Annotated in this window: 8 protein-coding genes; 2 read left to right on the top strand and 6 right to left on the bottom strand. The window is 67.8% G+C overall.

Annotated features, from left to right (window positions below):
• Positions 1 to 15: 15 nt before the first annotated feature.
• Together HS104_24360 and HS104_24355 are read right to left on the bottom strand one after the other, a co-directional pair.
• Positions 16 to 654 (bottom strand): hypothetical protein, encoded by a 639-nt coding sequence (locus tag HS104_24360; GenBank protein MBE7483093.1) that lies wholly within the window; start codon positions 652 to 654, stop codon positions 16 to 18.
• On the bottom strand, positions 636 to 1553 hold the full coding sequence (locus HS104_24355; protein MBE7483092.1) for a hypothetical protein: 918 nt from the start codon (positions 1551 to 1553) through the stop codon (positions 636 to 638). The genes HS104_24360 and HS104_24355 overlap by 19 nt, the downstream gene beginning before the upstream one ends.
• Positions 1554 to 1728: 175 nt before the next feature.
• Here HS104_24355 and HS104_24350 point away from each other — a divergent pair, with 175 nt between their 5' ends.
• Positions 1729 to 2832 carry a hypothetical protein gene (locus HS104_24350; protein ID MBE7483091.1) on the top strand — a complete coding sequence of 368 codons (1104 nt, stop codon included), beginning with the start codon at positions 1729 to 1731 and terminating at the stop codon, positions 2830 to 2832.
• 679 nt (positions 2833 to 3511) lie between these two features.
• On the top strand, positions 3512 to 3910 hold the full coding sequence (locus HS104_24345) for a tyrosine-protein phosphatase (protein MBE7483090.1): 399 nt from the start codon (positions 3512 to 3514) through the stop codon (positions 3908 to 3910).
• An 84-nt stretch (positions 3911 to 3994) separates the two neighbouring features.
• On the opposite strand, the gene HS104_24340 is transcribed toward HS104_24345, so the two are convergent.
• Genes HS104_24340 through HS104_24325 form a run of 4 tightly spaced genes read right to left on the bottom strand, consistent with a single transcriptional unit; the run spans position 3995 to position 13972 of the window.
• Positions 3995 to 5152 (bottom strand): PD-(D/E)XK nuclease family protein, encoded by a 1158-nt coding sequence (locus HS104_24340; protein MBE7483089.1) that lies wholly within the window; start codon positions 5150 to 5152, stop codon positions 3995 to 3997.
• On the bottom strand, positions 5149 to 10962 hold the full coding sequence (locus tag HS104_24335; protein ID MBE7483088.1) for a DEAD/DEAH box helicase: 5814 nt from the start codon (positions 10960 to 10962) through the stop codon (positions 5149 to 5151). The genes HS104_24340 and HS104_24335 overlap by 4 nt, the downstream gene beginning before the upstream one ends.
• A complete protein-coding gene (locus HS104_24330) occupies positions 10959 to 13025 on the bottom strand; it encodes a UvrD-helicase domain-containing protein (protein MBE7483087.1) in 2067 nt (688 codons plus the stop codon). Before HS104_24330 ends, HS104_24335 begins: the two co-directional genes overlap by 4 nt.
• Entirely contained in the window at positions 13022 to 13972 is a 951-nt protein-coding gene (locus tag HS104_24325; protein MBE7483086.1) for a hypothetical protein, read from the bottom strand. Before HS104_24325 ends, HS104_24330 begins: the two co-directional genes overlap by 4 nt.
• Between the last annotated feature and the right edge of the window lie 12 nt (positions 13973 to 13984).

The raw sequence follows: 13984 nt of genomic DNA, 5'->3' as shown, positions 1-13984 counted from the left end.
CGCTTCCTCCTTGGCTCACTTCCCCAACACGTCGACCTCGAACTTCTTGGCGTACCGTTCGTCTATCTTCACGCGCTTGGCGTCCGTTCCGGCGTGCGACTCGAAGATGCCGTAGTGCATGCTCAGCGCGTGAAAGAGCTCGTGCACCCAGACCTTCTGCCAGAGCAGGCCCGGCTTCCCGTTCACCTGCACCTGATTGAGGATGAAGATGAAGCGGTGGTTCAGGCTCGTGTAGCCCCAGACCTCGACCTGCGCGGACCGCCTCGAGAAGCGGTAGGTCATGTCGTTCAAACAGCGGTAGCAGTCCTCGTCGGGGATCACGGAGACGCTCCAGGTGAAGGGCTGGGAGTGGACGCGCGCGAGCCCGTGGCGGTCGATGAACCCCTCGAACGCGCCGAGCGCGCGGTTGCAAAGCTTGTCGATCACGCGGATGGCCGCGGGCGTGGCTTCGGTCCCCGGGCCTCCTTCGCGCCACTCCCGCACCACAACGCCGTCGCACTTGTCGCTGAGCGTGATCGGCTCCGAGAGCATCTCCTCGGCCAGCGGCGTCATCGTGAACGACTTCGCGCCCAACTCCGCCCGAGCGACGCCGGTGATCAACGTCGCCGCGAGAGCCACCGCGAACATCACGTGCATCATCTTCGGTTGAGCCATGCGTCCTCCCGCAGTGTGACCACTCCATCGACGAGCCCAACCCGGCGTCGGACACGGAATGTCCGCCTGCACGGATGTGACCCCCTCCGCCCGCTCGACCTCAGGCATGCGCCCTCGCGAGCTGAGCGACCACGCCGGTCGCCGCCGAGCGCCCACTCGATGAACAGCACCGCCGAGGCTTCGAAGGCCCGGGCCGCGAGCTCCGTCAGGACCTGGTCCGCGTCCGCCAGGAGCTGCAGGGCCGTGCGGCGCACCTCGTCCTCGATCGCTGCCGGCCCAAGCGCGAGCTCCGCGGCCCGGATCCACGCGAGGTTCTCCAAATCCCGGAGCGCCGCTTCATCTTCGAGCAAGTCCGCGACCTCCGCTGCCGCGGCGCATAGCGACACGTCCTCCACGAAGGGGCGGACGCGCAGGTAGATGGGCGCCCGGACCAGATGGACGAGCGCGTGGGTCGCGTTCAGGTGGCCGAGCGCCCAGCGCCGATGCGCCAGCGTGCGGCGCGCCCGGGCCAGGAGAGGCATCGCGATCGGTCGCGGCTCCTGGCCGGCGCAGATCCGCGTCCAGCGCGCGGCCGCGGCCTGCAGCGGCCCGCGCGCGACGACCAACGCGGTGCGTGCCTCGCACTCGGACGCCGGATCCAGCCCGAATCGCACCCATTGACGCACCACGGCGAGGCCCGTCTTCGCGACCGGCTCGCGATGCGCGCCGATCGGCTGCCGGGCGCCGATGCAGCGCAGGAGCTCGTACGCGGCGACCACGAGGCGCTGGTGGTCACGGCTGTCTCGCTTGACGGTGAGGTCAATCGGGGCGGCGCAGGCCCAGGGTTGGGCGCGGCCGTCGAGGCGCGCGACGAGCAAGCGGCGAAGGCGGTCGTCGCTCTTGGTCTTGATCTTCGTCAATCTCACCTCCGGCGGATGGGCTCCGACAGCGGTGGACACGCGAAGTGCCCAGGGCAATGGGTTCAACGTGCGGGGTGCGACAGGATATGTCCGAGGCGGACCTGGTGCCGCACGCGAACGGTGTACGCCGCGGCGGGGCGCGGTTACTGTCGCGAGCGCAGCGTGAGGTGTAACGATGCGCTACGCAATCTTGGAACCGTTCGGCGACGCGGTCCACGCTCGCGACATTCCAGACAGCGACGCGAAGTTCGCGTGCCCTTGTTCGGGATGCCACGCCCAAGTCTTCCACGTGAGCGCGGCTACCCCGCACTTTCGACACGAGGTCAACGCTCCGCATGACTGCATCTACCGATCTACTGGTGGGGGCGGGGGCGCGGCGGTGCAGCGTGACGCCGGTTGGGATCTTAACGTCGCGTTGTCGTTCGCCGATGAGTTGCGTTTGCCAGCTGCCGCATCCAGTCCGGAGGTCGAGGTGGCCGTCGCCCGCGTCCTGGCAGTCTCCGCGGGACGATGGTCGCTCGGGCAAGGCGAAGCCGCAGATGTAGCCTCCAACATGCTGTCGCTACTGCGAACGGCCGACTACACCCCATTCCTCCGCCGGTGCATCCTTGGAGTCGCACGTGATCACCGCCATCTCCTAGAGCACTCGCTTCGCCTCGCGGATGCCATACAGGTGTGGTGCAAGGAACAGAACTGGGCGCGCCTTTGGAACGATTTCTGGACGCGCGAAGGACACGGCTACGTCCGGTTCGTACACCTTGGGCGGCATCCGATCCGGCCCGAGCAGGTTGAGAGCCTTCTTCTGCAGGTCAATCCAGTGTTCTGCTTCACGAACTCGACCGCGCGTGTCGCGAATTTCGAACACACGGCTCCATTCAAATTCGTCATCCGGCAACCCTACAAGACCGCCCGCCCCGCACGTCTCCACCGAGTGCGACTAACCGAAGAGCGAATCGAAATTCAATCGACGGACGTGGCTCTGGCCGGTGGGCTGGAATTGGCGGTTGCACGGAACGAGGCACTCGTGATCACACCGGCCCAGAGCGTCGGGATGCGGCGTGCCCTGCTCTATGCCATCCCCGCATGCGAGAGCGTGCTGCGATCCTTGAGCAACCGCCCGCCTGACACGAAGCCCGCGAAGCCGGCCGGTGCATGGGTCGTCGAGACCAGCGATGCGGAAGGGGACTTCGTCAGGGGTGAGCACCGTGGTGAAATCAACCACCACAAGTTCGTGGTCAAGTACGCACCAGGCCAGAGGCAGAAGGGGCGTACGCGATAGGAAGACGTGGACCGCGTACTACAACAAAGGGCGGAATGAATCCGATTCGCGCTACGTCGATGACACGCTTCACGGTGCGTCAAAGCGCTGAGACTCGGACGCAGTTGAGCGAGTAGGACCAGGGGGTTCGGCGACGGTGGTGATGCGAGCGCCGAGCCGCGGCGACACTCGCGTCACGAGCATCTCGCGCCTTCCGGGCCCCGGTGATCTCGGTGGGATTGGTGATAGGTCAGGTCGCTGCTGACAGCGGTCAGGCCCCGCTCGACGCTGCCCAGTCTTGGCACTAGAATCCCCTTCTGTGGCTCCGCAGTTCGATCGGCTCCTCCATCGCCTCCGGAACAACGAGCTAACGGAAGGCGAGGTCAGAGAACTTCCGTGGAACTTCAGGCTCCCGGCGGAAATACGAGACGAAGCGCGAGCCTGGCTCCGTAGGCGTGCGCGGCCCCGATGTGAGTGCAGTGGAACGGACTGCGTAAGATGTGGGAGGTTCGGGGGCCATGGCGGCGGGGCGACCCCCGGCGACCCTGGGTGAGAACCCAACTGTTGGCGGGACCTCACGCCAGGTTCCCGTCGCCCACCGTCTACCCTCGGGCGAGCCATACGCATCCACGCTGATCATACAGCTTCGCCGAGATGTTGCCTTCTCTGGCAGGCGCTGCTCGACGGAGGAGCGCGCGGCGTGCTCTGCCTGGCCGACGAGAATCCGGGGTACGACTCGTCACCACTCGAGCTTATCGGTGCAGTCGAGCTGGAGGACCTCTTCCACGGAGGACCGCCCTGCGAGCCGACCGTCGAGGTCGCGCTAGTCCGCGGGGCGGTGGGCCTGGTGCTCGACCGACTCGAGCAGCGCGCAGGCGCGGTCGTTCACTGCGCCGGCGGGACCGGCCGCACCGGCACTTTGCTCGGCGTCGTGTTGGCGCGCTTGGGGCACGAATCGGACCGCGTCGTCGAGTCCCTGGACGGAGTGCACCGCGCCCGCCGGCGCGCGGGATGGCCGGAGGCGGAGTGGCAGGCCGTCGCCGTTCGTGAAGCGGGGTCAGCGAATGAAGGCGTTCACAGCGAGTTCAGGCGCCTCTAGAGGCGCCGCTCAAAAAACCCACCGCCTTGAGGCGGTGGTGGTTTTAGCTGGCTTGCCCCCCATGCAGCTTGACCTCGGGGCGTGTCATCTTGCACCGCGAGACGCCACCACGAAGACCTCGGTCCACGCCTTGACCTCGAGCTGGGTCCGCTTCTCCTTCCACACCCCGTCGAGCACGCGGAACACCCGGCCCTCAACCAACTCCGGAAGGAGCTTTGCGACGGGTGCCTCGTAGACGACGGCGATCTCGGCAGCGGTGCGTGAAAGAGCGAGGAAGCCGTAGTCGCCGGACTGCGCCTTCACGACCAGCTCGGCATCGCCCCGACCGTCGACGAGCGCAGCCTCCTCGCCGAAGGCCCACCCTGCGGCGCAGCGCGCGCGCACCGCACACGTATGGCAGGCGGTGCCAGGCTTCGCCGCTGCGGGGTGGTCGCGCAGCGCGTCGGTCAGCAGCGGGAGCTTCTTTGCGAGGTCGGCTTCGACGTCTTCGAGCACCCCCCGAGCGACCGGCCACGACTCGACGCCGTCGAGGTACTGGGCACTGACACGCACCGGAGCTTCACCAGTCTCGCGCCACCAGAGGAGCGCGTAGCGGAGGAGCTGCGTTCGGTGCTTGTCGCTCGGCTTGCCGGTCTTGAAGTCGACGACCTCGACTCCCTCCCCCGTGTGCTGCACGCGGTCCAGGATGCCGAGGAACGGAAGCTTACGATGCCTCAGCTTCACCTCGGAGAGCGCTCGCTTCTGCTTGAGGAGCGCCTTCATGTCCGCGGGCGTGTCCGCCGCGCGCTCGGCGACCGGCGAGGCGGCGTGCCCGTCGGCCTTGTACTGCTCGCGGAACATGCGCACCGCGCGGTTCGCCAGCTCCTCGCCGCTTGCGCGCAGCCGGAACGCGGGGCCAGGCCTGGGGTGCGTCGTGAGCCGTTGCTGCCATTCTGTGACAGCCCGCGCGAAGCCCGGGAAGAAGTCGGCGTCGTCGAGCGCCGCCGCGAAGTCGGCGCTTCCGAAGGCCGGGTTGCCTCGCTGGCCGCAGGCGCGTGTGAGCCGGTCGAGAGCTTCATGAATGATCTGCCCTTCGATGGCCGCTGGGTGCGGCCGCACCGGGAAGCGCTCGAAGTCGCCCCAGCGAGAACGCAGGAGCTGCCAGCGGCGCGGGCAAGCCTCGACCTCGTCGAGGCTGGTGGTGCTCCATGTGGGCGGAGGGTCAGCCCACGCCGTGGGCCCTTGCAGCTCGTAGAAGCTCATCCCGCCGCTCCGCTCGGCAGCTTCAGGCGCGCCACGGCGGCGGGGAGATCGTGCAGTAGGTCGAACGCGTCGAGCGACACGGCCTCGAGGAACTGCGAGCGCGCGGCAGCAATCACCGGAGATTCGTGGGCGAGCGGATCGATGAGCGGATGGTGGACGTCGATGCAGACCCGCGAGTTGGGCAGTTGGATGATGAGCGGGACGCGCGTGCCGCCGACGTTCGCGTTCTCGTCACACGCGATGCCACGCAGCGCGAGGAGCTGACGAAGCGCGACGAGCGCGCTCTCCTTGTCCTGGTCGGTCAGGCCCGGCAGCTCGCCCGTGCGCAGGTGGCGGAGGAGCGCGAGCGCGAGGTGGCGGTCGAGCGAGGCGTGAATCCAGTTGTTGCCGTAGTGGCGGATGCACCGGTAGCAGGACGACGGGCAGTCACATCCGCCGAGCAGCGCCTCGGCGGCGTCGAGCACTGCGGGCAGATCCTTGCCGACGGCCCGCGCGTAGCCCGCACCGCCGGGCAACAGGTCGTAGAGGTATAGCTGCGCCTCGTCAGGGCGTCCACTCATCACGGGCGTCCACCAGCCAGACAACTCGCCCTCGTCGATCTGCAGCGTCCGCGACGCGGCGAGCCCGAGGGCTTCGACCAGCGATGACAGAGCCATGCGCGAGGCGCGCGTGAGCAGCCCCGTCGTGGTCGCCGCGCCGAGCTGCACCGGCGCCGTCACGCGCAAGCGCAGAAGAAGCGCATCGGTGGGGAACTCGTGTCCGAGATAGAACGGGCCGTCGGCGACGCCCGCGCAGACCTTCCCCCGCTCGAGCGGGTGATCGTGCGAGGTCGGTGCGCCCTTCTTCATGAGCTTTGTCGCGGTGAAGCCAGGGCCGTACTCCGGCTCCGAACGACCGCAGTCGGGGCACACGCGGAAGCCACGCTGGCCGACGCCCTTGTTGACCATCACGAGGCGGCGCGGGCCGGTCCACCGCAGGAGGCGGCCGTCGCAGCCCTCCGCCCACGCCGAGGGTGGGTCCTGCGGTTCGAGCCGCGCGCGGTCGGTCATGCCCGCGTAGCTGATGGCCTGACCGCGATCGACCTCGCGCTTGGCGTTTAGGTCCGGTGCGAAGCCTGCTGGCGTGATGAACGCGGTCCGCGTGAGCTGGTCGCTTCCGCACACCGGGCACAGCGTGGCTTGCGCCATCGAGCCGTCCATCGTCGCCCACGAGCAATCGCTGCACGACGTGTACGGCCGCTGCCGCTGGATCGTGTGCGCTGGGCTCGGCTCATAGGGCGAGTAGAGCGCCGCCGACTCGAAGCGCCATTTGTCGATGGTGAGGCTTCGGCCGGGCGCGTACTCGGTGAGTGCAAGCTGAAGGTCGCGCTGCGGTTCGTAGTCGAAGGTCCGCTTGTTGGGAGCGTCGCCTTGTTGCCTAGGCTTCGAGACCCAGAACGTCACGACGTCCGTCGGGAACGCATAGCGCGGGAAGACCGCTTGACAGATGAGCGTGTCGAGGAGTTGCTCGCCAAGGCGGCGTTCGAGCGACTCGCGTTCGAGGTCGGGGAGACTCTCACGGGCCGCGTATTCCGCGACCGGGAGCACGTCGCGAATGCGCCTCTTGGCGTTGGGGATTGCTTCACGGATTGTGCCCTCGACCTCGGCGATGGGCTCGTTGAGGCCGAAGCTGAACGCGGGCACCCAACCCGCGAGCTCACGCTGCAGAACGTCGGCGTTCTCATCGAGCCACGCTTCGAGCTTGAGCAGCGAGCAAGGGTGCGCCTCGGAGAGGAACTGCTCAACCGACCCCAGGGAGCCGAACAGATCGTAGCTGGTAGGGTCCGGTGGCACGCGCTCATGGAAGAAGCGCTGCACGAGATAGGCGTGCACGTGCCGCGCAAGCACCTGCTGGTTCTCGACGTAGACGACCGGCGCGTGTACGTCGCCCGAGATGATCTGCTCAGGGTGGTCAAAGAAGTGAGCGTCGTGAGAGGTGCCGTGGGCGTAGGTGATGACCGACGCGATCGAGCGGCCACGACGGCCCGCACGACCTGCCCGCTGCTGGTAGTTCGCGACGTGAGGCGGCACGTTGCGCAGCGCAACGCCGGAGAGCGCGCCGATGTCGATGCCGACCTCCATCGTCGTCGTGCAGCTCAGCACGTCGATCGGCGGCAGGTTGTCGAGCGGCACGTCCTGGAAGCGCAGCTCGTACTCCTCGACCTTGTTGAAGGCGCTCTCGTCGGGCTGGCCCGTGAGCTGTGCAGAGTGCTCTGCCGCCAAGAGACCGAAGGGCTCGATCGCGCGCTCATCGAAGGCTCGCTGCATCTGCTGCCTGTAGAACCCGGTGCGGGCGTCGAGGTAGTCGGGATCGACATCGACGACGGCGCCCAAGCACGCGGGGCACGCATTGGCCAGCGCCTCGGGATGAATGCGCGCGCAGTCCTGGCAGCGCAGCCAGTTGGAGTCGAGCCGAAGGTTCAGGCTCAAGCCCTCAAGACGCAGGTAGTAGAGGTCGCTCTCGAAGTGCAACAGGCCCTTGTCGCGCACAAAATGCTGGAACCACTTGCTCACAGCTTCGACCTTGGCGGCATCGCCACCTAGAACGTGGGCGAGGTACTGGTCGAAGCGGTTGGGAAGGACATGCTCGAAGCGCGTGGCGTTGATGCCTTGCGGGTGTGCCCATCCTTCACCGAGCTCGCGCGTTTCGGCACCGTTGGGGCTGAACGAGCGCCGCTCGAGATGCTGGCGAAGCCACGCACGGAAGAGGACCTTCTGCGCGTCAGCGTCGAGACCGACGGTCGGGAAGTCATCGAAGATCATGAACGCCGTGTCGGGGTCTTCTTCGATGGTCGCGAGCGCGAGCGCTTGCAGCGAGTAGTAACGGTCAGTCAGCTCGCTGAAGATGGCCTGCGCGAACGAACGCGTGGCGCGCAGCATGCCGCGATCTGCGAGCTTCCTTACCTCTGCGAGCGAACGTCCATTCGCTTGCTTCAGATGGTTGTGGAACTCGCTCTCGTCGGCGGCAGGAAACAGGTCGTAGCCGCGCTGGGCGCAGAGATGCACGACGGCGGGATAGAGGTACTGCATCGCCGACATGCCCGCCTTGTCACGAAGCTCGTGGGCAGCAAGCGCGACGACCTGGCGGAACAGATCGCGTGCGTGGCTGTGCTCGAGCGCGGGTGCCAGGCGTGCAGCCTTCTGCCGGCCGTCGCTGAAGACCAGGACCTTTCGCCCGTGGTTCGGTAGGCGACGGTCCTTCTTCTGCGGCGGCTGTTCCGCGAACTGCGCCTCGATGAGCGCCGTGAAGGGCTGCTCGCCGCGCGTCCTGAAGTCGTGGATGCGGCTCCTCGCGTTCGCCGAGGGCTGGCACATGGCGCAGCGGTCGAACGAGGCCTCGCGCTTGCCATCGCTATCGAGCCAGAGGGCCAGGTTGCGAACCTCGTCGTCAGGGAAGCGATTGCCGGTATCGAGGTAGCCGGTGCGCAGGTGGAGCCGCACGATCTCGGTGCGGTCGGTGTAGCGCGGCGCGGTCGGCAAAAGCTGCAGACGGAACAGCGCGCCCTCGGTCTCGCCCCAGAGGAAGGAGAGCCGGTCGAGCGACTCCTCCTGCGAGTAGGCGAGCAGGTACGGGCTGCCGCAGTCGCGGCATGACGCGATCTCGAAGACGCGGCAGCCGCAGGCGTCACACACCGCGCTCGGAGTGGTGAATAGCTTGCCCAGGATAGCCTGCTCGCCCGGCTCGCTCTGGCGTCCACCGCACTGCGGGTTCACGCAGGCATAGAGCCCGTGCAGGCCACGGAAGAGCCCATGCACGCGCGTCGGCACTAACCCCGGTTCGTCGGCCTTGTTGCGCGCGAGCGTGGACACCGTGAGAAGCGCTTCCAGCGCGCGGCGAGCCTCCGGGTGACCCGGGAACACGCGCGGAGCGAGCTCGCTCACTGCGACCGCGTGGCCAGCCGCTTCCTTCACCAACTGGTTGACCCACGGCTTGTTCTTCAAGGCTGCATGCAGGGCCGCGAGCACTTCGTTCTCGCTGGCGTCAGTCGCGATGCTCGCCGGGAGCAGCGGCGCGAGCTTCTCGCGGAGCGCGGGTGCGTCGAGCGCCTCGTTGATGCCGTCGAGGTCGAGCGAGGCCAGCGTGTCGGCCACGTCCTTCGGGGCGGGGCTGGCAGGCGTCGGAACCTCGCGCGTGCCCGTGATGGCCTCGAAGCTCTCAGGGCGCTTGCCGGTGATGTCAGCGGCGAAGCGCTTGACCGCATCGACCGCCGCCGCGCCTTCGCCGAGCGAGGCGGATGTGGCGATGACGCGCAGCTTGTCGGGGCGGTCGTGGATGCCAAGACGCGCGCGCAAGCGGCGGATGAGGAACGCGACCTCCGCACCCTTGGCTCCCCGGTACATGTGCGCCTCGTCGAGGACGAGCAGGAGCTGCGTGCCGTCCCGGTCGAGCCAGCCCTTCGTCTCGGCGAAGATGGGGCGCTCGAACGGGCGCATGAGCATGTACTCGAGCATCGAATAGTTCGTGACCAGGACGTCGGGCGCGTGGCCCGGGCGGCTGCCTGCGCCGTGGACCATCTCCTGCCGCGTCAGCAGCTCGCGATCGGCAGCCCCGGTATGCAGGCGCCGCTCCCAGTTGTGGTCCGTATACTCCTGCCCGGTGCGCTTGCCGCTCTGGTACGTCTTGCGGCGCGCCTCGTTCTGCGCGTAGAAGGCGCGGAGATCCTTGGCGGGATAGCGTCCCAGACGACGGAGGCGTTCTTCGACCTCGGGCGGCAGGCCCAAATAGTAGTCAAGCAGCGGCTTCACACGCTCGCCGTCTCGCGAGGTCGTTCGCGGGCCGGGGTACGGCGTGCGCCCGGTGTACATGCCGAAGCGCGGGAAGCGGCGATCCTTCCCGAGCCCCTTGAAGGCGTCGGCGACGGCAGGGTCGCCGAGTAGCAGGCGCAGGCGCGAGAGTTGGTCATTCACCAGCGCGTTCATCGGGTACAGGATCAGCGCGCGCACGCCGGGCTGCTCGAACGTCCTCGGCGACCGAACGGCCTCATCGTAGAGCGAGCCCAGCATCGGCACGAGGAAGCACTCCGTCTTCCCGGAGCCCGTGCCCGTCGCCACGACGATGTCCTTCCGCTCCACGAGGAACTCGCGGAAGGCGCGCTCCTGATGCATGTAGATCGACGGAAGAAGGACCGTGCGTTCGTCCTCCGGAGTGCTCTGCGCCGACGGCGTCTTGGCCAGTTTCGAGAAAAAGCCTGCGATCTCCGGCGTGAACCCGATGTCACCGTAGGTCGCCTTCGACGTCGCGTAGCGCGTGGTGGTCTCGATGTAGGGCTCCTGCGCGAGCAGGTGGCCGCCCGCCTCCTCTTTGAGCAGGCGGCGACGTGAGCGGACCAGCGTCGGGTCGTTCAGCGGGTATGCGCTCTCGATGTAGCCCTGCAGGGCCTCCTGAAGACGGCGCACGAGGCGCGTGGGCGTGAAACGCTCGTCGCCCGTCGGGTCGCGTTCGAGGACCGAGGGCGGGCGCGGCGACTGCGCCGGCTTGCGCACGGTGGCTTTGCGCGTGGTCTTCTCTGCCTTCGTGACCTTGCCGCCCGCGCGATCCGACCACGCAGCGAGCGCCCTGTCGGCGGCCGGGCTCAGCTCAGCGATGACCTCGGCCACTTGCTCCGGCGACCAGCCGTCGAAAAGCGCGTCGAGCACCGCGTCGGCCACCTCGACTATGTTCGTGAAATCAAGCTTGTCGCCCTTGTCGAGCTTCTTGCGGAGGAAGCCGACGATGTCCGCGTCGACGAGACGACCTTCATCGGCGTAGTTGTGGAGGTTCACATTGCTCATGGGGCGCTCTCCACGTGCCAGTGGTTGAGGTCGAGATCGACGACGGCGGGATGCCGACATCCTTGTGGAGAAATCAGCATCAAGCCGCGCATCGCGCGGGTGAGCCCGACGTAGAGCACACGCCGCTCGTGGCGTGCGCGCTCAGCGAAGAGGTCCGGTTCTTCGAAGTCCTCGGGCACGGGCCAGTTGCCGCTGTCGAGGCCAGCGACGATGACGATGGGAAACTCCAGGCCCTTGGCCGCGTGCAGCGTCAACACGCGCACGACGTCGGCCTTGAGGTCGAGATCGCGGCCAGGGAAGAAGCGAGCCGGGACGCCCTGCGCCTGAAGCTCGGTGGCCAGCGTTTCGCCTGCGGCAGCCACGGGTACGAGCACGGCGGCGGTGCTCGCCTTCAGGTGAAGGTGACGCGCCATTTGCCGGACGAAGCGTGCCATCCACTCGGCCTGCTTGTCGGCGGCGATGCCACGTACCAGCACCGGAAGCGGCCCTTCGTGGACGCTATTCGAGGCCACCAGCTCCTCGTCCTCACCGGGCACGAGCACCGAGAACGCGGCGCGGTCGATCTCACGCGTCGAGCGGTAGTTGCGAGAGAGCAGCGCCGTGCGCCCTCGGAACTGGAGGCGCGGGTGCGCCGAGCTCCACGTGTAGTTGCGCGAGTAGAGCGACTGCTTGTTGTCGGCGGCGAAGAACAGGCCCTCGGCGGTCTTGCAGACCTCGGCCATCAGCGCGAGCGAGACGGGGCTCAGGTCCTGCGCCTCATCGACGACCACGTAGTCGTAGCGGACCGCCTTGGCGTCTTCGGCGAGCAGCTTCAGCGCCTCGCAGCGCAGCGCCGGGTAGCGTTCGCCCGCGCCCCTGCTGAACGCCTCGTACAGTTCCCAAACAGCCGCGCGAGCACGCTCGTTGAGCGGCAGCCCTCGACCCGGACGCGCCGCCGCCTGGTACTCGGTGAGGCTCGTCAGGCCGCGTCCCTCGATGATCCACTCGAACTCTTCGAGCAGCCACGCGTCCGTCAGGCGCTCCAGCGCCCGCGCACGCAGCTTCGCTTCGAAGTCGGAGCCGCCGGGCGCGTGCGTCGCCCGGAGCTTGGCCAGGCGCTTGAGCGCGTCGTTGTCGGATTCGAGCTGGCCGACCTTGCGAGCCTTGCCGACGATGCGCCATGCAACCTGGTCGCACGTCGCGACATCGACACGGCGAAGCTGGGCGGGCGTGAGGAGCTGTTCGAGGAGCTGCTGCGTTACGGTGAGCAGCGAGCGCGTGTAGGTCGTGAACAGCACGCGCTCGGCGCCTGTCGCGCCGGGCCGTTCGAGGAGGGCCTTCACGCGGTAGAGGGCGACGGTGCTCTTGCCCGTACCTGCACCGCCACGAACAAGCGTGGGTCCCTTCATCGCCCACTGGGTCAGCTTGAGCTGGTCCTCGTCGAGCCGCAGCAGGAAGCCGAGGAGGTCGCCCTCCTTGAAACGAACCAGGTCCTTCGTGGACGCGACGACGAGATCGGGCTGCTCGTCGAGCCGTTCGATGGTCGGCGGGAAGAGGCGGTCGACGACGCGACTGAGAACGTCGGGAGGCACGGGGGCTTCGAGCAACGCTTCTTCCGTCTTGCAGTGCAACAGAGTCGGCACCACCGCGACGGGCACGCCGAGCTCGCGCAGCAGCTCCTGCGTGATGGGCTCGGGCAGCGTTGTCTCGGGCGCGGTCGTCTTGAGCTGGAAGACCTTCGGCTGCGCGGCTGCGATGAGCGCATCGAGGTTTTCGTCGCCGTCGTCGGGCGCTTGGGCGCCGGCGGTCTCGTCGGGCACGCCGTCGTAGGTGTCTTCGGCGCGCCGCCGGATGCCGAGCAGGCTGAGCCAGTCCTCGCCGAAGCGATAGAACACGCGGTGGTCCGTCACGCGCATGCGGTAGACGCCGTCGGCGCCCTTGAGCTTCTTCTTCACCTTCCCATCGGGGAGTGGGTCGGAGACGAGCGCGTCGATCTTGTCCCAGAGCAGCGCGGCGCGGTCCGAAGGGAACGTCGCGATCTCCCGCATGCAGCTCGGTTTGATGGTGAGCTGTCGTCGCGTCACGTGGCCTCCACGACGAGACCGAGACGCTCGGCCAGCAGCTTCGTGATCTGGTCTTCGCTATCCGTCGAGGTCTCCCAGCGCATGCCCTTGCTCTCCGCAACGGCCACCGCGTGCAGCGAGAGCCAGCGGTACTCGGGGCGCGGCAGCCAACCGGGAACCTCGATAGTCACGCGCTTGCCGGCTCGCTCGACACGCAGGACCGAAGCCGCAGCGATCTCGCGCGAGAGCGCGAAGCGGGCGCGGTCGGCGTCGTCGGGGCTCAGCGCGACGAACGGGCTCGTCGCCGGAGACGCGCTCGTCGTCCACGCGCGATGGTGGCTGCCGAAGCGCGTACGCGCCCACCAGAGTTGGCCTTCGTTGCTGCGCCGCCACCGCGCCCCTTCCGGCGTGACATGCCAGGCACGCCATTCGAGCGCCCCGTCCTTCTCAAGCGAGCCTGCGCCGAGCGCCTGCCATTCGAGCCTCTGGTCGAGCTTCCCAAGGAAGGCCGCGTCGGCGTTCGGCGAGCGGTCGAGCCCGGCCCACGCTGCGGGTGGGACCATCACGCCGCTCACCTTGGCGACGGCTTCGGTGAGCCCTTCCACCGAGGTGATTGTGCGCGAGGCGCCCTTCGCGGAGATGTCGCGTCCGAGCGCCTTCGCAAGCGCGCGCGTCGGCACGCTGCTGAAGGTACGAGCACTCGTCTCAGTGGCAACCACGCGGGTCGGCGTTGCGTAGAGGATGCCGCCCGGGTTGAGCATCACGTCACCCTCGCGCTCGAGCGCGTCGCACACCTCGTCGAGGCGCTGCTCATCGAGCGTGATGGCGGGCGCGAGCAGTCGTGCGACGCGCGAAAGCGTCGCCGCGCGCGGCGCGTGCTTCCGGGCGTGAACCTCGGCGCGCAGGAAATCGCACAGCGCTTCGATGGAGTCTGGGGCACCGGCTTGCCTCTCAGCGAGCCGCTTCACTGCCTCTTCGCG

This window comes from Polyangiaceae bacterium, from assembly GCA_015075635.1.
Lineage (GTDB): Bacteria > Myxococcota_A > Polyangia > Polyangiales > Polyangiaceae > JADJKB01.
This window is presented reverse-complemented; position numbering and strand designations above follow the sequence as displayed.